General features: G+C 71.3%; 20 protein-coding genes. 5 read left to right on the top strand and 15 right to left on the bottom strand.

Translation table 11 applies throughout. From position 1 onward, the window contains the following. Window positions 1-111 precede the first annotated feature (111 nt). Window positions 112-1,032, top strand: coding sequence for a neutral zinc metallopeptidase (locus tag O7606_RS01830; protein WP_281597230.1), 921 nt, complete (start codon window positions 112-114; stop codon window positions 1,030-1,032). Window positions 1,033-1,056: 24 nt separating this feature from the next. Here O7606_RS01830 and O7606_RS01825 read toward each other — a convergent pair whose 3' ends face one another. Both O7606_RS01825 and O7606_RS01820 read right to left on the bottom strand, forming a co-directional pair. Beyond that, entirely contained in the window at window positions 1,057-1,380 is a 324-nt protein-coding gene (locus O7606_RS01825) for a hypothetical protein (RefSeq protein ID WP_281597229.1), read from the bottom strand. Further along, window positions 1,377-3,563: an EAL domain-containing protein gene (locus tag O7606_RS01820; RefSeq protein WP_281597228.1), complete on the bottom strand. Its 2,187-nt coding sequence runs from the start codon at window positions 3,561-3,563 to the stop codon at window positions 1,377-1,379. Before O7606_RS01820 ends, O7606_RS01825 begins: the two co-directional genes overlap by 4 nt. Window positions 3,564-3,722: 159 nt before the next feature. Here O7606_RS01820 and O7606_RS01815 point away from each other — a divergent pair, with 159 nt between their 5' ends. Next, window positions 3,723-4,055 carry a YnfA family protein gene (locus O7606_RS01815; protein ID WP_281597227.1) on the top strand — a complete coding sequence of 111 codons (333 nt, stop codon included), beginning with the start codon at window positions 3,723-3,725 and terminating at the stop codon, window positions 4,053-4,055. Between the two features lie 513 nt (window positions 4,056-4,568). On the opposite strand, the gene O7606_RS01810 is transcribed toward O7606_RS01815, so the two are convergent. The 4 genes from O7606_RS01810 to O7606_RS01795 all read right to left on the bottom strand — a co-directional run bounded on the left by O7606_RS01810 (window position 4,569) and on the right by O7606_RS01795 (window position 6,335). After that, complete coding sequence (locus O7606_RS01810; protein ID WP_281597226.1) at window positions 4,569-4,739, bottom strand: DUF433 domain-containing protein; 171 nt, start codon at window positions 4,737-4,739, stop codon at window positions 4,569-4,571. Between the two features lie 49 nt (window positions 4,740-4,788). Continuing rightward, the gene (locus O7606_RS01805; protein WP_281597225.1) at window positions 4,789-5,217 is read right to left on the bottom strand and encodes a hypothetical protein; all 429 of its coding nucleotides are present in this window, start codon (window positions 5,215-5,217) and stop codon (window positions 4,789-4,791) included. A 118-nt stretch (window positions 5,218-5,335) separates the two neighbouring features. After that, a complete protein-coding gene (locus O7606_RS01800) occupies window positions 5,336-5,575 on the bottom strand; it encodes a winged helix-turn-helix domain-containing protein (protein ID WP_281597224.1) in 240 nt (79 codons plus the stop codon). A 121-nt stretch (window positions 5,576-5,696) separates the two neighbouring features. Next, window positions 5,697-6,335, bottom strand: a complete 639-nt coding sequence (locus O7606_RS01795; RefSeq protein WP_281597223.1) for an acVLRF1 family peptidyl-tRNA hydrolase — start codon at window positions 6,333-6,335, stop codon at window positions 5,697-5,699. An 89-nt stretch (window positions 6,336-6,424) separates the two neighbouring features. Between O7606_RS01795 and O7606_RS01790 the strand changes: the two genes are divergently transcribed. Then, window positions 6,425-7,048 carry a superoxide dismutase gene (locus O7606_RS01790; RefSeq protein ID WP_348651151.1) on the top strand — a complete coding sequence of 208 codons (624 nt, stop codon included), beginning with the start codon at window positions 6,425-6,427 and terminating at the stop codon, window positions 7,046-7,048. Between the two features lie 14 nt (window positions 7,049-7,062). Beyond that, a complete protein-coding gene (locus O7606_RS01785) occupies window positions 7,063-7,341 on the top strand; it encodes a superoxide dismutase (protein WP_281597221.1) in 279 nt (92 codons plus the stop codon). A 140-nt stretch (window positions 7,342-7,481) separates the two neighbouring features. On the opposite strand, the gene O7606_RS01780 is transcribed toward O7606_RS01785, so the two are convergent. From O7606_RS01780 to O7606_RS01745, 8 genes are all read right to left on the bottom strand, one after another. Further along, window positions 7,482-7,904, bottom strand: coding sequence for a metal-sulfur cluster assembly factor (locus O7606_RS01780; RefSeq protein WP_281599448.1), 423 nt, complete (start codon window positions 7,902-7,904; stop codon window positions 7,482-7,484). A gap of 128 nt (window positions 7,905-8,032) precedes the next feature. Then, complete coding sequence (gene sufU / locus O7606_RS01775) at window positions 8,033-8,506, bottom strand: Fe-S cluster assembly sulfur transfer protein SufU (protein WP_281597220.1); 474 nt, start codon at window positions 8,504-8,506, stop codon at window positions 8,033-8,035. Window positions 8,507-8,548: 42 nt separating this feature from the next. Next, entirely contained in the window at window positions 8,549-9,883 is a 1,335-nt protein-coding gene (locus tag O7606_RS01770; RefSeq protein WP_281597219.1) for a cysteine desulfurase, read from the bottom strand. Window positions 9,884-9,887: 4 nt separating this feature from the next. After that, window positions 9,888-10,661 (bottom strand): Fe-S cluster assembly ATPase SufC, encoded by a 774-nt coding sequence (sufC, locus tag O7606_RS01765; RefSeq protein ID WP_281597218.1) that lies wholly within the window; start codon window positions 10,659-10,661, stop codon window positions 9,888-9,890. Next, window positions 10,661-11,005, bottom strand: a complete 345-nt coding sequence (locus O7606_RS01760; protein WP_281599447.1) for a non-heme iron oxygenase ferredoxin subunit — start codon at window positions 11,003-11,005, stop codon at window positions 10,661-10,663. The genes sufC and O7606_RS01760 overlap by 1 nt, the downstream gene beginning before the upstream one ends. A gap of 2 nt (window positions 11,006-11,007) precedes the next feature. Further along, complete coding sequence (sufD, locus tag O7606_RS01755; RefSeq protein ID WP_281597217.1) at window positions 11,008-12,156, bottom strand: Fe-S cluster assembly protein SufD; 1,149 nt, start codon at window positions 12,154-12,156, stop codon at window positions 11,008-11,010. A 55-nt stretch (window positions 12,157-12,211) separates the two neighbouring features. After that, complete coding sequence (gene sufB, locus O7606_RS01750; protein WP_281597216.1) at window positions 12,212-13,642, bottom strand: Fe-S cluster assembly protein SufB; 1,431 nt, start codon at window positions 13,640-13,642, stop codon at window positions 12,212-12,214. Further along, complete coding sequence (locus O7606_RS01745) at window positions 13,639-14,418, bottom strand: ArsR family transcriptional regulator (protein WP_281597215.1); 780 nt, start codon at window positions 14,416-14,418, stop codon at window positions 13,639-13,641. The genes sufB and O7606_RS01745 overlap by 4 nt, the downstream gene beginning before the upstream one ends. Before the next feature lie 116 nt (window positions 14,419-14,534). On the opposite strand from O7606_RS01745, the gene O7606_RS01740 reads away from it, so the two are divergent. Continuing rightward, window positions 14,535-15,542 (top strand): COX15/CtaA family protein, encoded by a 1,008-nt coding sequence (locus O7606_RS01740; RefSeq protein ID WP_281597214.1) that lies wholly within the window; start codon window positions 14,535-14,537, stop codon window positions 15,540-15,542. Between the two features lie 123 nt (window positions 15,543-15,665). Here O7606_RS01740 and O7606_RS01735 read toward each other — a convergent pair whose 3' ends face one another. Next, window positions 15,666-16,583: a hypothetical protein gene (locus O7606_RS01735; protein ID WP_281597213.1), complete on the bottom strand. Its 918-nt coding sequence runs from the start codon at window positions 16,581-16,583 to the stop codon at window positions 15,666-15,668. Between the last annotated feature and the right edge of the window lie 5 nt (window positions 16,584-16,588).

Here is a 16,588-nt window from a genome sequence, read left to right as displayed (position 1 = left end):
AGCACGGCACCGATTGTACCGGGCCGCGCGACGCGACCGACCCGGATTACCCGACAAGATCATCGGGTACGGATCGGTCCGGAGCTGACCGATGAGGCGATCGGGGTCGTCATGGAGCTGAACGAGAACGCGCGTATCGACACCAGTCAGGTGGACGACCGGCGGGGATCCGGCGGCGGCGGTGGTGGACTCGGCATTCCCATCCCGACCGGCGGCGGCGGACGCGGCGGGCTGATCAGCCTGGTCATCGCGGTGCTGGTGGCGTTGGTCGGCGGCGGTTTCGGGCTGAACGCGGCGACCAACGGCGGCGGATCCGAGCAGGGTGACAACACCTCGCTGGAGCAGAAGTGCGCCGCCGAGAACGCCCTCGACCAGCTCGACTGCCGCAACACGCTCTACGTCAACTCGATCCAGGCGTACTGGCAGAACGCGCTGCCCGAGCGGTTCGGCGAGCGGTACGCCCCGGCCGACACGGTCTTCTTCAGCCAGGCGGTCTCCACCGGCTGCGGCAACGCCGACTCCGGCGTCGGCCCGTTCTACTGCCCCGCCGACCGGCAGGTCTACATCGACCTCACCTTCTACCAGGTGCTCGCCGAGCAGCTCGGCGCGTCCGGCGAGTTCGCCCAGCCGTACGTGCTGGCCCACGAGTACGGCCACCACGTGCAGACCCTGCTCGGCACCGAGGCGCAGATGCGCCGTCAGCAGCAGCGCGACCCGGACAACGCCAACGCGCTGTCGGTGAAACTGGAGTTGCAGGCCGACTGCTACGCCGGGGCGTGGGCGAAGAACGCCACCGGCACCGCCGACGCCGGCGGGCAGAGGATCTTCACCAGCATCACCGAGCAGGACATCAGCCAGGCCATCGACGCCGCCGAGAAGATCGGCGACGACGCGATCTCCGAGCGGGCGAACCGTCCGGTCAACCCGGACGAGTTCACCCACGGCTCGTCCGCGCAGCGCCGCGAGTGGTTCACCCGGGGGTACGACAGCGGCGACCCGAAGCAGTGCGACACCTTCAGCGGCGGGGTGTGACCGGTACGGTCGCCCGGCCGCAGCTCAGTCCTCGTCGGCGAAGAGCGGCCGGAGCTGGTCGAGCAGTTGAGCCTTGCTGACGTTGCGCGGCAGGTCGATTTTCAGATCGATGCCAGGGCCCTGCACGGTCAGCAGCACCGACGGGCGCGGATCGCGTAGCCGCCAGTTCCGGATCGCCGCCACCAACGCGCCGAGCTGCGGTTGCAGGGTGGCCAACGTGGCGAGGTTCGCCACCACGGCCACCCCCTCGACCGCGAGGGTGACGGCGGAGACGTCCCGGACCCCCTCGTACGGCAGGTCCGCCTCCTCGACGACCTCCGCCGGCAGCAACAGTCGTACGCTCGTCATTTCTTTCCTCTCACCAGGGCGGCGATGGTCTCCCGCATGGACTCGTCCAACGGGACCAGCGCCGGGGTGGCGACTTCACCGAAGAGGAACCCCTGGACGTGGTGGATGCCCAGCTCGTATATCTGCCTGAGGCTCACCGGCGCCTTGTCGTCGTAGCCCTCCACGATCACCGCGCGGGCGCTGGGCGCCTGACCACGGACGAGGGCGTCGCGGGCCACCCGGGCGACGAGGCTGAGCTCCTCCACCGCCAACGGATGGTGCAGCACCGCCCGGTCCACCTTGATCTGGGTCAGCGGCAGCTCCGCCATCCGGGCCAGCGACGCGTAGCCGACTCCGAAGTCGTCCACCGCGAAACTGATCCGCAGCTCCCGGGCCAGCTCGGTGAGCCGGTGGTGGAAGTAGACGAGCGGCTTCTGCGGCCACCGCTCCCCCGGCCCCGGCTCGATCGGGTCCTGCTCGGAGATCTCCAGGGTGAGCGTGCGGGGGTTCAGGTCCGCCTCGGTGAGCGCCCGGCCCAGGTGGGCCAGGTAGGAGTCGCTGAGCAGGGAGCGGACCGCCACGTTGACCGACAGCGCCTTGGTGCCCTGCCACGGGGCGGCGGCGTCGGCCGCGGCGTACGAGCGGACCGCCTTCTCCAGCAGCAACGCGTCGCGTTCGACGACGAACCGGTCGCCCCAGGAGTGGGCCATCTGCAGAGCCGCCCACGGGGCGCGGGACTCGTGGTCACCGCGACGGGCCAGCGCCTCGAAGCTCTGGATGCTCACCCCCGCCGCCCGCTGGTCGAGCTCCACCACCGGCTGGAACACCATCGTCATCGACCCGACGAGTTTCTGGTAACGGCTGAAGGCGTACTCGTAGAGCTCCAGCGGCAGCCGGCCGAAGTCCGTCCGCAGGGCGGTGAGCACCCGCACCTCGGCCTCGACCGGGTCGTCGAGCGGGTTGGCGTCCCAGAGGGTACGCAGCATGACGGCCAACGGCTCACCCATGTCGAGCAGCGCCGCCGCCGGCTCCACCACGGTCAGGGCGAGCGTCCGGTCGTCGGCGTAGGAGACGGGCACGCAGAGCAGCCGCCGGCCGGCGTCGTCGGCCACCACCCAGCCCGGCATCGACGTGCGGTGCTCCAGGGCGTCGGCGCGACCCCGGCGCAGCAGGGGCCCCAGCGTGTCCCGGTCGAACCGGGCCGTCGCGTTGAGCACGGCGGTGCCCCGGGCGGAGAACTCCACCCAGGCGACCGAGTCGGCGTCCAGGGCGTACCTGATGATCTCCACCCGCTCGGCCGGGCCCTGCTGCGGCGCGCGGTGCAGCGGAGCCTTGGCCCGGAACATCCGGCCGAGCAACTGCATCACGGAGCTGGACAGGTCGTCGAGAGGGTTCTTGCAGGCCCGGGTGGTGCACGGGTTGGCATTCTCGGCCAGCGCCTGCCGGTCGTGCCGGGACAGCGGCGGCTGGGTCAACGCGACCGTCGGCCCCCAGGTGTGGGCGAGCTTCACCGGGGGCGGTTCGAGCCCCTGCTCCGCCACGAAGGTCACCATGCGCTCGAAGGACACCGCGCCGGTGGCGTCGGCGGCGTCACCCCGCAGCGCCCGCAGCACCTCACGGGTCAGCACGCCGTGGCCGTGCTCGGCGCTCTCCCGGGCCACCGCGCCGCCCGGGCAGGCCAGCAGCGCGCTGTGCCGGTCGAGCTGGGTCGGGTAGGTCTGCATCACCTCGGCGTGCCGCAGGTCCGCGTCCACGTACGTGCCGGCGTGACAGCAGTCGAGGACCAGCAGCGAGGTGCCCTGGAAGATCTCGAACACGTCGCGCTTCAGAAAGGACAACCGCAGACCGTTGTCCGGCTCCCGGCGCAGGCCGTCCGGGTCGAGGTCGTCGGTGACCAGGTAAGCGTCGAGCTGCCTGCTCCATTCCGGCCGCAGCGCGTGGCCGGCGAAGTAGACCAGCAGCATGTCCGACGGCCGGGAGTCGAGCGCGATCTCCCGCAGCCGGGCCTTGACGACGCTCCACGCGGCGTCGGGGCCGACGAACAGGTGCACGTCGTCGTCGTCGAAGGTGCCGATCCGCTCGTCCAACAGGACGTTCCGCAGCGCCTGCGCGTCGCTCTCGGCGTACCGGAGCGAGGGCAGTTTCAGGTCGAATCCACAGTGATTCACGCCGATCAGGACAGCCCGCCGTCGAATCGGCGCCATCAGCCCCCCACAAAATGATCCACTTGACCAGGCAGAGCGGAACTCCGAAAGACCCTAGCGAATCCGTTCCCCCCGCGCCGGTGGGCGTCGAGTCGGAAAACCGTCAGAACCCGACCGGGCGCCGTCCCGGCCGGAGCGGGTGTCGGTAGGGTCGACCGGGTGGCCGTCGCGCGTTCCCTCGCCCTGTTCGCGCTCGCCGCGCTGGCCGAGATCGGCGGGGCGTGGCTGATCTGGCAGGGCTGGCGCGAGCACCGCGGCCTGCTGTGGATCGCCGCCGGGATCGTGGCGCTCGGCGCGTACGGGTTCGCCGCCTCGTTGCAGCCGGACCCGAACTTCGGCCGGATCCTGGCCGCCTACGGCGGGATCTTCGTCGCCGGCTCGCTGGCCTGGGGCGTCGTGGTGGACAAGTTCCGCCCCGACCGGTGGGACCTCACCGGCGCGGTGATCTGCCTGGTCGGCGTCGCCGTCATCATGTACGCCCCACGCGGCTGAAAGGGTTCCGGGCGCCCCCTGCCGACAGGGGGCGCGGAGCACGGACGCCGGATCAGTCCTGCTCGTTCAGGATCGGGCGGAGCTGATCGACAAACTGTGCCGGCGGGGGGGCGACGCGAGGCCTTCCTACGACCAGCCCTGCGACCGCGCACCGCCTTCGGGGGAAGCCAAGAGGTCATGACCTCGCCGGTCAGGTGCAGGAAGGACCCATCTATCCGACAAGTGGCCCTACGGCCGACGCCGGACGACGGAGTCCGCGTAGACCATGCAGAAAGCCGGGAGGTCCTTCCCTGCCGTACCGCCAGATCTTGTCGCGGTGGTGCTCGAACCGCTGGGCGCGCACCAAAGGCGACAGTTCTGCGCTGCTCAGGCAGTGAATCGTGAGACCCGACTCAACCAGGCCCGGTGAACTGGCCGTCGGCAGCGAAGATGTCGGACACCAGGTGGATTGCCCAGCCTGCTGCGATCAGAGCTCGCGGGATTCCCTTGCCCAAGCAGCGATCGACGAAGAACTCAGGCGGCGACTCGGATGACTTGTTCGACTTCGTCAATGATCAGACCGTACTCGTCGGCAACGACATCGGAGGGCTCACCTGCGCGCCACATCCCTACTACTGCTTCGACGGGGACCTTGGTGCGTGCGATGACGGGAGCACCCCAACCAAAACGGGGATCGATGATCACCTGAGCAGTGGCCGGGTACTGACGCAGCCGCAACCGGGCCGGATAGTCGTCAGCGGAGTTCCCAGACGATGCACTTCAGGCAGTCGGAGATCACCTCGCGGATCGGCATCTGGCGGTCACCGGCTCGCGCCAACTCGTCCGTGTCCAGGTAGTGGACGAAGACGTCGATGCCATCCGTGGCGATCCGCCGGTCGGCCAACCCATAGGGGTTACCGAAGGCGCTACGGATCTCGGCTGCGGCGTCGCGGATCTTGTCCTTCCCGAGCTTCCGCTCACGGAGGGAACGAAGGACGTACGCCTCGATGACGGCGACGAACGGCACTGACGGCCAACCCCGCCTGGCGGCCGGAACGCTGTGCACGAGCGGCGCTCCGGCCGCCCCTTCGAACAGCCAGGAGTACATGGCGCTACGGGGTACGCCGAGATATCGCGCGGTGTCGGCCGGCGTCAGGAGGGCGTCGTGCAATTTGTCGATCATTACCCGCCCCTTTCCGCCAGCCGCTCACTGTCAGCATCGCACTGCGTAGACCTTCCTACCCGTTCCGGCCGATCTCCGCTTGCCAGGTGTCGCACCTGCTGTCCGGCTCGGCGAGAGGTCAGGGTTCCCGCATCCATAGCGCCGGATCGTTGACGAAGACGCCCTTGCCCTGCTGTCGCCGGATCACCCGCAGGGCTTCCAACCGGGCATATGCCATCTGCACCGTCCCGTGGCTGACGCCATAGGTTTCGCGTAGATCGGCGATCGAGGGCAACTCGCCCCTTGGCTTCAACTTCTTGGACCTGACGTCGGCGATCACATCATCGGCGATGCGCCAGTAGTCCGGCACTTCTCGCATGGTTGGCACTCCTCGCGTGGCAACCCGATTCGATCACACCGCGACTGGGCAGCACGGCCACTCGGGCCCGCTCCTGTCTGGGTCCCGCCACCCCGCGCTGACCGCCGGGGCTCTCCGCCCCTCAGCGGACCAGAATGTGCACGGCGTAGGCCGCCGGGATGGCGGCGAGCAGGACGGCGTGCCGGGGCTCCGGAACGTCCAGCAGGCGCTCGGCGCGCAGCTCCGCCAGCGGGGCCAGGCGACGGTCGGCGAGGACGGTGTCCACCGCCCGGCGGTCGCCACCGCAGACCAGGGTGGTGAGGGTGGCCGCCTCGGGCAGCAGCAGCCGTACGGCCAGGTCGGCGGCCTCACCGAGGGCGGCTTTGGCCTGGTTGTCGCGGCGGCGGGCGAACCGCTGCTGGGACCAGCCACCGGCGGCGGTGCGGCCCTGCACGTACCGGGTGTCGGCCTTGTGGGTGACGAGTTTCGCGCCGTCGGCGACGCCCAGCGCCACCGCGCCCTTGCGGGCCAGCAGCAGGCCGATGCGGCGCGGGGCGCTCGCCGCCGCCACGAAAGCGGGGACGTCGGCGGTGGGCGGCACGCCGGGCGGGGTGTGCAGCTCGGCGGTGCCGCCGTCGGGGGCGGTGAGCAGCAGCCCGTACGGCTGGGCGGTGGTGGTCGGCGGGCCGTGCCGGTCGGCGAAGCCGTCGACCCAGCGGGCGACCCGGGGCGGGTCGACCTCGACCCAGCGGCCACCTCCGGCGGCGGGTCGACTGCTCATGGTCCCGACATTACGGCATGCCGACCCGGGCCCTAGAAGCCAACTGATGGCAGTTGCAAATGAGTGGCAACAAGGGCAGGGTGGACGGCGTGGCGATCTACACGCTTCCCGACCTGTCCTACGACTACGGCGCGCTGGAGCCGGCGATGTCCGGAGAGATCCTGGAGCTGCACCACAGCAAGCACCACGCCGCGTACGTCAAAGGCAGCAACGATGCCCTCGACCAGCTCGCCGAGGCCCGCGAGAAGGGCGACTTCGCCACGCTCGTCGGTCTGGAGAAGACGCTCGCGTTCAACCTCTCCGGGCACGTGCTGCACTCGATCTTCTGGAACAACCTCTCCCCCGACGGCGGTGACCGGCCGGACGGCGAGCTGGCCGCCGCGATCACCGAGCACTTCGGCTCGTTCGAGGCGTTCGCCGGGCAGCTCTCCGCCGCCACCAAGGGCGTGCAGGGCTCCGGCTGGGGCGTGCTGGCGTGGGAGCCCCTCGCCCAGCGCCTGATCGTCGAGCAGGTCTACGACCACCACGGCAACGTCGGGCAGGGCAGCACCCCGATCCTGGTCTTCGACGCCTGGGAGCACGCGTACTACCTCCAGTACCGCAACGTGCGCCCGGACTACGTCGACCGGCTCTGGGGGCTGGTGAGCTGGGCCGACGTGACCCGACGGTTCGACGCCGCCCGGGCCGCCGGCAACCCGCTGCTCCCCCGCTGACGGGTGGCCACCCGATGACCGGCGCCGATCCGATGGCGGCGTTCACGGCGGCCCAGCAGGCCGCCGGGGTCGTCGCGGCCCGACACCGTGGCGATCTCGCCGGGGCCGAGGAACTGCTCGCCGGGTTCCCCGACGAGGGCGCCCGGGTGCGGGGGTTCTGCCTGCTCGCCGAGCTGTCGTTGAGCCTGGTCCGCTCCCAGACCGGGCAGACCATGGACGAGCTGGTCCAGGAGCTGACCCTGCTGATGGCCTCGGCGACGGACGTCGGGCCACCGCCCGGCCCGGCCCGCTGACGCCGGCGCGGGCCGCTGAGGTCCGCCCGACCTCACCCACAGCCCCGCTCCGGCGGGGCCGGATACGGGATGTGGGGGTGTCCGCCGCAGCGGACACCCCCACATCCTGGAAATGGTCGGCGCCTCCCGGCGCGAGCCGGTCAGACGTTGAAGCCGAGGGAACGGAGCTGGTCGCGGCCCTCGTCGGTGATCTTGTCGGGGCCCCACGGCGGGAGCCACACCCAGTTGATCCGGATGTCGTCGACCAGGCCGCCACCCGGGCCGGTGGTCAGCGCCTGGCGGGCCTGGTCCTCGATGACGTCGGTCAGCGGGCAGGCCGCCGAGGTCAGCGTCATGTCCAGGGTGGCGACGTTGTCGTCGCCGACGTGCACCCCGTACACCAGGCCGAGGTCGACCACGTTGATGCCCAGCTCCGGGTCGACGACGTCCTTCATCGCCTCCTCGATGTCGGCGACGGCGGCCTTGCCGCGCGCGCCGCCGTCCGACGGAACGGCCTCGGTCGACGAGACGGTCTCGGCGGACGGGGCGGCCTCGGCCGCCGGGGCCGGGTCGTTCGACGACACGACGCCGTTCGACGGCGCGGTCTCGGACGCCGGCGCGACGCCGTTCGACGACGCGACGCCGTTCGAGGTCGGGGCCGTCGTGATGTCCTCGCTCGACGGCACGGCGGCCGTCGCGGTGTTCTCCGAACTCATGCCTTCACCTCCGGGCTCGCGCCCACACCGGCGCGTGCCGCGGCGTCCTTGAACGCCATCCACGGCAGCAGCGCGCACTTGACCCGGGCGGGGAAGCGGGCGACGCCCGCGAACGCCACCCCGTCACCGAGCACGTCCTCGTCCGGCTCGACCTCGCCGCGGCCGGACATCAGCTCCACGAACGCCGCGTGCACGGCGAACGCCTCCCGCGCGTCCCGGCCGCGCAGCAGCTCGTGCAGCACGCTCGCCGACGCCTGGCTGATCGAGCAGCCCATGCCGTCGTACGAGACGTCGTGCACCACGACGCCGTCGGTGGCGACCCGGACGGTCACCTCGTCCCCGCAGGTCGGGTTGACGTGGTGCGCCTCGGCGACCCGGTCGGTCGCGTCCCGGGGATCCCGCAGGCCGCGACCGTGCGGGTGCTTGTAGTGGTCCAGGATGATCTCCTGGTAAAGAGATTCAAGCTGCATCAGGCTGAACTCCCGTCGATCCGCAGGCTCCTGCGTCGCCGTTCACTCGAACACCTTCCGCACCTGTTCCAGGCCAGCCACCAGGGCGTCGATCTCCTCGGTGGTGGTGTAGAGGTAGAACGAGGCCCGGGTCATCGCCGGCACGCCGTACCGGGCGCACACCGGCCGGGCGCAGTGGTGACCGACCCGCACCTGCACGCCGAGCGAGTCGAGCACCTGCCCGACGTCGTGCGGGTGCACGTCACCCAGGGCGAACGAGATGGTGCCGCCCCGCCCGACCGGCGTCGCCGGGCCGAATACCCGCAGCCCGGGGACGGTGCCCAGGGCGTCCAACGCGTACGCGGTCAGCTCCTTCTCGTGCCACTGCACGGACCGCATGCCGATGCCGGTCAGATAGTCCACGGCCGCGCCGAGCGCCACCGCCTCGGCGATCGGCGGGGTGCCCGCCTCGAACCGGGCCGGCGGCGCGGCGAACGTGGACCGGGCCATGGTGACCGTCTCGATCATCGAGCCGCCGCCGAGCACCGGCGGCATCGCCGCCAGCAGCTCGCCGCGCCCCCACAGCACGCCGATGCCGGTCGGGCCGCACATCTTGTGACCGGTGAAGACGATGAAGTCGACGTCGTAGTCGACCACGTCCATCGGCAGGTGCGGCACCGACTGCGAGCAGTCCAGCAGCAGCAGCGCGCCGACCTCGCGGACCCGCGCGGTAATCCGGCTGGTGGCGTTGACCGTGCCGAGGATGTTCGACATGTGCACCAGCGAGACCAGTTTCGTCCGCTCGTTGACCAGGTCGTCCAGGCCGGACTCGTCCAGCCGGCCGTGCTCGGTGACCGGGAACCAGCGCAGCGTCGCACCGGTACGCTCGCAGAGCAACTGCCACGGGACGATGTTCGAGTGGTGCTCCATCTCGGAGATCACGATCTCGTCGCCGGGCCCCAGCCGGAACCGCTCGTCCGTCTCACGCGACGGAGCAGCCGGCGCAGTGGCGTCGGCGCGCGGCGAGGCGTTGGAGAACGCGTACGCGACCATGTTGATCGCCTCGGTGGAGTTCTTCGTGAAGACCACCTCGTCGACGCCCGGCGCGCCGATGAACGCGGCGATCTTCGCGCGGGCCCCCTCGTACGCCTCGGTCGCCTCGGTGCCCAGCGTGTGCACCGAGCGGGACACGTTGGCGTTGTGCCGCTCGTAGTGCTCCCGCAGCACGTCGAGCACCTGGCGCGGCTTGTGCGAGGTGTTGGCGCTGTCCAGGTAGACCAGCCGGTGCCCGTTGACCTCCCGGTCGAGGATCGGGAAGTCGGCACGCACCGCCGCCACGTCGAAGCGGGGCACGTCGTCGTACTGCGGCATGCCCGCCGGGATCGTGATCGCCGACATGGTGTCAGGCCCGCGCCGAGCCGGCCCCGGCCACGTACCGCTCGTAGCCCTCTTCTTCGAGCTTGTCGGCCAGCTCGGGACCGCCCTGCTCGACGATGCGCCCGGCCACGAAGACGTGCACGAAGTCCGGCTTGATGTAGCGCAGGATCCGGGTGTAGTGGGTGATCAGCAGCAGGCCGGTGTCGCCGGTGTCGCGGACCCGGTTGACGCCCTCGCTGACCACCCGCAGCGCGTCGACGTCCAGGCCGGAGTCGGTCTCGTCGAGGATCGCGATCTTCGGCTTGAGCAGCTCGAGCTGCACGATCTCGTGCCGCTTCTTCTCGCCGCCGGAGAAGCCCTCGTTGACGTTGCGCTGGGCGAAGGCCGGGTCCATCTGGAGCCGCTCCATCGCGCCGCGCAGCTCGCCGCCCCAGGTGCGCAGCTTCGGGGCGGTGCCGTCGATCGCGGTCTTGGCGGTACGCAGGAAGTTCGCCACCGACACGCCGGGCACCTCGACCGGGTACTGCATGGCCAGGAACAGCCCGGCGCGGGCCCGCTCGTCGACCTCCATGGCCAGCACGTCGGCGCCGTCGAGGGTCACCGTGCCGCCGGTGATCTCGTACTTCGGGTGACCGGCGACCGAGTACGCCAGGGTGGACTTGCCGGAGCCGTTCGGACCCATGATCGCGTGGGTCTCGCCGGAGCGGACGGTCAGGTCGACTCCGTGCAGGATCGGCTTGAGCTCACCCTCGGGCAGCTTGACCGACACCTGCAGGTCGCGGATCTCCAGGGTGCTCATTATCGGGTCACTCCATTGCTCGGCATCGGGCGGCCGTCGTCGCCCACGGGAAGGTAGATGTCGCCGTCGCGGACTTCGACGGGATAGACGGGTACGGGCTCGGTGGCGGGCAGCCCGGTCGGCTCGCCGGTGCGCAGGTCGAACCGCGACCCGTGCAGCCAGCACTCCAACGCGCAGCCGTCCAGCTCACCCTCGGAGAGGGCGATCGAGGCGTGCGAGCACTCGTCGTGGACGGCGTGGAACTCGCCGTCCTCGGTGTGCACCAGCGCGATCTGGGTGCCGTGGACGTCCGCGCTGATCACGGAGCCCTTCGGCAGGTCGCCGGTGGCGCAGATCCGGATCATCATCAGGCGCCCGCCTTGGTGAGCCGCGCCTCGATCGCGTCGCCCAGCCGCTCGCGCAGCGACTCCACCGGGATCTTGTTGAGGATCTCGGCGAAGAAGCCCCGGACCACCAGGCGACGGGCCTCGTCCGCCGGGATCCCCCGGGCCATCAGGTAGAAGAGCTGCTCGTCGTCGAACCGGCCGGTCGCGCTGGCGTGCCCGGCGCCGGCGATCTCGCCGGTCTCGATCTCCAGGTTCGGTACGGAGTCCGCCCGCGCGCCGTCGGTCAGCAGCAGGTTCCGGTTGATCTCGTACGTGTCGGTGCCGGTCGCCTCGGCCCGGATCAGCACGTCGCCGACCCAGACCGTGTGCGCGCTGGCGCCCTGCAACGCGCCCCGGTAGCCGACGTTGCTGCGGCAGTCCGGGATGGTGTGGTCGACGAGCTGCCGGTGTTCGAGGTGCTGCCCGGCGTCGGCGAAGTACACCCCGTACAGCTCGGCCTCGCCGCCCCGCCCGGCGTACTCGACGGTGGTGAACTGGCGGACCAGGTCCCCGCCGAGGGTGACCTGGACGTGGACCACCCGGGCGTCCCGGCCCAGCCGGACCTTCAGGTGCTGGGCCTGGACCGCGTCGTCGGCCCAGTCGGCGACGGTGACCAGGGTCAGCTTCGCGCCGTCGCCGACGGAGACCTCGACGTTGTCGGCGAGCGTGCCGCTGCCGACCTGCTCGACCACCAGCACCGACTCCGACAGCGCGCCCACCTCGACGAAGGTGTGCCCGAAGGCGACCACGTCCCGCGGCCCGCCCTGCACGGTCAGGGTCACCGGCTCGGCGAGGACCGCCTGCGGGGCGACCCGGACCAGCCGGCCCAGGTCCGCCTCGCCGTAGGCGCGGGCGCTGACCCGGTCGAACGGGGTCAGCACGCTGCCCCGACGGGGGTCGTCGCGGGTCAGCACGTCCACGGTCACCCCGTCGGGCAGCGGCCCGACCTGGACGGTCGGCCAGTGCGCGGACTCGTCGGTGACCGCGCCGTCCAGCAGACCCCGCAGCCGCTTGAGCGGGGTGAAACGCCACTCCTCCTCCAGGCCGGTGAGGGCCGGGAAGTCGGCGACGTCGTACGAGCGCAGCGCCTGCGACTTGGTGCTCGGCGGCGCGGAAGCCTGGGTAGTCATCTCGTCCTTGGTCAGTCGGTCTCGGGTCGGCGGATTGCTCGCGTCGGGCGGTCGGTCAGCCGACCGCGCCCTCCATCTGCAACTCGATCAGGCGGTTGAGCTCCAGGGCGTACTCCATCGGCAGCTCCTTGGCGATCGGCTCGATGAAGCCGCGCACGATCATCGCCATCGCCTCGTCCTCGCTCAGGCCCCGGCTCATCAGGTAGAAGAGCTGGTCGTCGCTGACCTTGGAGACGGTCGCCTCGTGCCCCATCGACACGTCGTCCTCACGGATGTCGACGTACGGGTAGGTGTCCGACCGGGAGATCGTGTCGACCAGCAGCGCGTCGCACTTGACCGTGCTCGCGCTGTGCTGCGCGCCCTCCAGCACCTGCACCAGACCCCGGTACGACGTCCGGCCGCCGCCCCGGGCGATCGACTTCGACACGATGGTGCTGGACGTGTGCGGGGCCGCGTGCACCATCTTCGCGCCGGCGTCCTGGTGCTGGCCCTCGCCGGCCATCGCCACCGAGAGCACCTCGCCCTTGGCGTGCTCGCCGGTCATGTAGACCGCCGGGTACTTCATGGTGACCTTGGAGCCGATGTTGCCGTCGATCCACTCCATGGTCGCGCCCTCGTGGCACACGGCGCGCTTGGTGACCAGGTTGTAGACGTTGTTCGACCAGTTCTGGATGGTCGTGTACCGGCAGCGGGCGTTCTTCTTGACGACGATCTCCACGACCGCGCTGTGCAGCGAGTCGGAGGAGTAGATCGGCGCGGTGCAGCCCTCGACGTAGTGCACGTACGCGCCCTCGTCGACGATGATCAGCGTCCGCTCGAACTGGCCCATGTTCTCGGTGTTGATCCGGAAGTACGCCTGGAGCGGGATCTCCACGTGCACGCCCTTCGGCACGTAGATGAACGAGCCGCCGGACCACACGGAGGTGTTCAGCGCGGCGAACTTGTTGTCGCCGACCGGGATGACCGTGCCGAAGTACTCCTTGAAGATGTCCTCGTGCTCGCGCAGCGCGGTGTCGGTGTCCAGGAAGAGCACGCCCTGCTCCTCCAGGTCCTCACGGATCTTGTGGTAGACCACCTCGGACTCGTACTGCGCGGCCACCCCGGCGATCAGCCGCTGCTTCTCGGCCTCGGGGATGCCCAGCCGGTCGTAGGTGTTCTTGATGTCCTCCGGCAGGTCCTCCCAGCTCGTGGCCTGCTTCTCGGTGGACCGGACGAAGTACTTGATGTTGTCGAAGTCGATCCCGGTGAGGTCGGCGCCCCAGGCCGGCATCGGCTTGCGGCCGAACAGCCGCAGGCCCTTCAGCCGCAGGTCGAGCATCCAGGCCGGCTCGTTCTTCTTGGCCGAGATGTCCCGCACCACCGCCTCGTTGAGGCCACGCTGGGCGACCGCCCCGGCGACGTCCGGGTCGGCCCAGCCGTACTCGTAGCGACCGAGGGCGGCGAGCTGCTCTTCCTGGGTCAGGGGCTGGACGATCTGCTCGGTCATCTATCTGTCCTCACAGTGGTGACGGTCTTTCCGGACTGGGCACGCCCCGGCTGGGCGGGAATGTGCGTGGTGCACACCCCGTCGCCGTGCGCGATGGTGGCCAGACGCTGCACGTGGGTCCCGACCAGGCGGGAGATCACCGCCGTCTCGGCCTCGCAGAGCTGGGGGAACTCGGCGGCCACGTGCGCCACCGGGCAGTGGTGCTGACACAACTGGCCGCCGGAGGCGATCGTGGACGCGTTGGCAGCGTAACCCTCGGCGGTGAGCGCTCCGGCGAGCGCCTCCGCCCGGGCCAGCGGGTCGTCGCCGGCGTCCTCCAGGGCGGCCCGGCAGCGGGCCTCCAGCGCCGACACCTGCTCGGTGGCGAACGCCTCGACCGCCTCGGAGCCGCCGTTGCGGGCGATCCACCGCAGCGCGGCGGTGGCCATGTTGTCGTAGTGGTGGGTGCCGCAGCGCACCCGCGCGGCGTCGGTCAGCACGAAGACCCTGGCCGGACGACCCCGGCCCCGGTGGCCCCGGACGGCCTGCTCGCGGGCGAGGACGTCCCCGTCGGCGAGCATCGCGTCGAGGTGCCGGCGGATGGCGGCCGGGCTGAGCCCGAGGGCCGTGCCGAGCTGCCCGGCGGTGGCCGCGCCCTGCTCCAGCAGCAACCGGGTCACCCGTTCCCGGGTGGAGACGTCGGCGGCCTCCCGCGGGGAGACGGCGGCAGGGCCGGGCGTCCCGGCGACCGGACCGGTCGCCGGCTGCTGCCCGAAGCGCGCCGCCGCGTTTTTCACAACGCCAACGTTACGTATTTCGTCGGAGCGCTGCAAACCGGGGTCCCGGTGATCCGAACCACCGCACGGCAGGAGCCGATCCGGGCCCGGCCACTACGGTGCGTAGGATCCACCACGTGACGCGTCCCGTTCCGTCCCCGGTCTCCGCCACCCTGCTGAGCCGCATCGCGCTCGCCTCGATCATCGCCAACGTCGGGATCGTGGTCACCGGCGGGGCGGTCCGGTTGACCGCCTCGGGCCTCGGTTGCCCGACGTGGCCCCGGTGCACCGACGAGTCGTACACCACCACCCCCGAGATGGGTGTGTACGGGGTGATCGAGTTCGGCAACCGGCTGCTCACCTTCGTGGTCGGCCTGATCGCGCTGGCCACCCTGCTGGCGGTGCTGCTGCACCGGCCCCGGCGGCCCGGCCTGCTGCCGCTGGGCATCGCCGTGTTCCTGGGCATCCCCGCGCAGGCGGTGGTGGGCGGGATCACCGTGCTGACCAACCTCAACCCGTGGGTGGTCGGGCTGCACTTCCTCGCCTCGATGGCGGTGATCGCGGCGGCGTACGCGCTGTGGCGGCGGACGAAGGAGCCGGACGGGCCGACCGTGCCGGTGGTGCCCGCGCCGCTGCGCGCCCTGGCCCGGCTCACCACGCTGGTCAGCGTGGCGGTGCTGGTCATCGGCACCTGGGTCACCGGCAGCGGCCCGCACGCCGGGGACCACGGCGCGGCCCGCAACGGGCTGGACCCGGCGACCATCTCCCAGGTGCACGCGGACAGCGTCTTCCTGCTCGTCGGCCTGTCGGTGGCGCTGGTCTTCGCGTTCCGCGCGGTCGGCGCGACCGGTCCGGCCCGCGCGGCGCTCGTGCTGGTCGCGGTGGAGCTCGGTCAGGGGCTGATCGGGTTCGTGCAGTACGCCACCAACCTGCCGGCGTTGCTGGTCGGCGCGCACATGCTCGGCTCCTGCCTGGTGCTGCTGGCCACCCTGTCGGTCCAGTGGTCGACCCGGGAACGCCGCCCGGCCCTCCCCGCCGACCCGGGGGCCACCGACGTCGACGCCGGGGCGGCCCGGGTCGTCGGGGACGACGAGACGGGGCGACGGCCCGAGCGGGCGGCGCCCCTCACCACCGGTCGTCCCTGAGCTGGCGCTCCGCCACCCGGGACGGCCCGGACATCACCTTCCCGGAAAACGGGGCTTCAGCCCGAGCTGACCGCCCCGTATCAGTGATCCGGCCAACGCCCCAGCGGGCCGGGGCGGGCGCGGTCAGGCGGTGGCGGTCAGGTGGGCCACGATGGCGTCGGCGAGACGTTCGGCGGCCCCTTCGGCGTGGCCGAGGAACAGGGACGGCTCGGTGAGCTCCAGCTCGACCAGGACCGGCGCGCCGCCGGCCCCCGGGATCAGATCCACCCGGGCGTAGAGCAGCCGACGTGCCCCGCCGGGCACCGCCGCGAGGACGCGTTCGGCCACGGCCCGCTGGGCCGGCGTCGCGGCGCGCCTGTCGATCGTCTCGGTCCGGTAGAGGCCGTCGACGCCCTGGTCGGGGCCGGTGAGCATGGGGCCCTTGCGGATCGCGTGGCTGAACGTGGGGCCGTCCGGGCCGATCACGTAGAGCAGGGCGGTCTCCCCGGCGGTGTCGACCGCCGACAGGTAGGGCTGGACCATGGCGAGTCGGCCGGCCGCGCCGAGCCGGGCCAGGTGGGCCAGGGCGAGCCGGCGGTGTTCGGGGTCGGCCAGGTCGTACCGACCGGTGTCCAGGCTGCCCGCGCTGACCGCCGGTTTCACGACGTACTCGCCGGACCCGGGCGGCGCCCAGGGCCGGCCGGGGGCGACCCAGGTGGTCGGCACGGTGGGCAGCCCGGCGGCGGAGAGCTCGCCGAGGTAGCGCTTGTCGGTGTTCCAGGCGATCACGTCGGCCGGGTTGGCCAGGCGCGGCACGGTGGCCGCCCAGGCGACGAACTCGTCCCGGCGGGTGGCGTAGTCCCAGGTCGAACGGATCACGGCGAGGTCGTACCCGGCCCAGTCCACGCCCGGGGCGTCCCAGGCGACGGCCTCCGTGGTCACGCCCCGGGCGGCGAGCGGGCGCCGCAGCAGCCGGTCGTCGGGGTCGAGGTCGGGCAGCTCACCGCAGGTGACAAGAGCGACCCGGGGTCTCCCCCGGGTCGGCTGGTGACGGTCGGACAAGGTCG

It is taken from the genome of Micromonospora sp. WMMD882, assembly GCF_027497255.1.
Taxonomy (GTDB): Bacteria; Actinomycetota; Actinomycetes; order Mycobacteriales; family Micromonosporaceae; genus Micromonospora.
Note: the sequence above shows the minus strand (reverse complement) of the source record. Positions and strands in the feature narration are given on the sequence as shown.

Coding starts and splice junctions, on each gene's coding strand:
- O7606_RS01830 (WP_281597230.1), top strand. CDS start 112: ATGGAGCTGAACGAGAACGCGCGTATCGACACCAGTCAGGTGGACGAC.
- O7606_RS01825 (WP_281597229.1), bottom strand. CDS start 1,380: ATGACGAGCGTACGACTGTTGCTGCCGGCGGAGGTCGTCGAGGAGGCG.
- O7606_RS01820 (WP_281597228.1), bottom strand. CDS start 3,563: ATGGCGCCGATTCGACGGCGGGCTGTCCTGATCGGCGTGAATCACTGT.
- O7606_RS01805 (WP_281597225.1), bottom strand. CDS start 5,217: ATGATCGACAAATTGCACGACGCCCTCCTGACGCCGGCCGACACCGCG.
- O7606_RS01800 (WP_281597224.1), bottom strand. CDS start 5,575: ATGCGAGAAGTGCCGGACTACTGGCGCATCGCCGATGATGTGATCGCC.
- O7606_RS01795 (WP_281597223.1), bottom strand. CDS start 6,335: ATGAGCAGTCGACCCGCCGCCGGAGGTGGCCGCTGGGTCGAGGTCGAC.
- O7606_RS01785 (WP_281597221.1), top strand. CDS start 7,063: ATGACCGGCGCCGATCCGATGGCGGCGTTCACGGCGGCCCAGCAGGCC.
- sufU (WP_281597220.1), bottom strand. CDS start 8,506: ATGCAGCTTGAATCTCTTTACCAGGAGATCATCCTGGACCACTACAAG.
- O7606_RS01770 (WP_281597219.1), bottom strand. CDS start 9,883: ATGTCGGCGATCACGATCCCGGCGGGCATGCCGCAGTACGACGACGTG.
- sufC (WP_281597218.1), bottom strand. CDS start 10,661: ATGAGCACCCTGGAGATCCGCGACCTGCAGGTGTCGGTCAAGCTGCCC.
- O7606_RS01760 (WP_281599447.1), bottom strand. CDS start 11,005: ATGATCCGGATCTGCGCCACCGGCGACCTGCCGAAGGGCTCCGTGATC.
- sufD (WP_281597217.1), bottom strand. CDS start 12,156: ATGACTACCCAGGCTTCCGCGCCGCCGAGCACCAAGTCGCAGGCGCTG.
- sufB (WP_281597216.1), bottom strand. CDS start 13,642: ATGACCGAGCAGATCGTCCAGCCCCTGACCCAGGAAGAGCAGCTCGCC.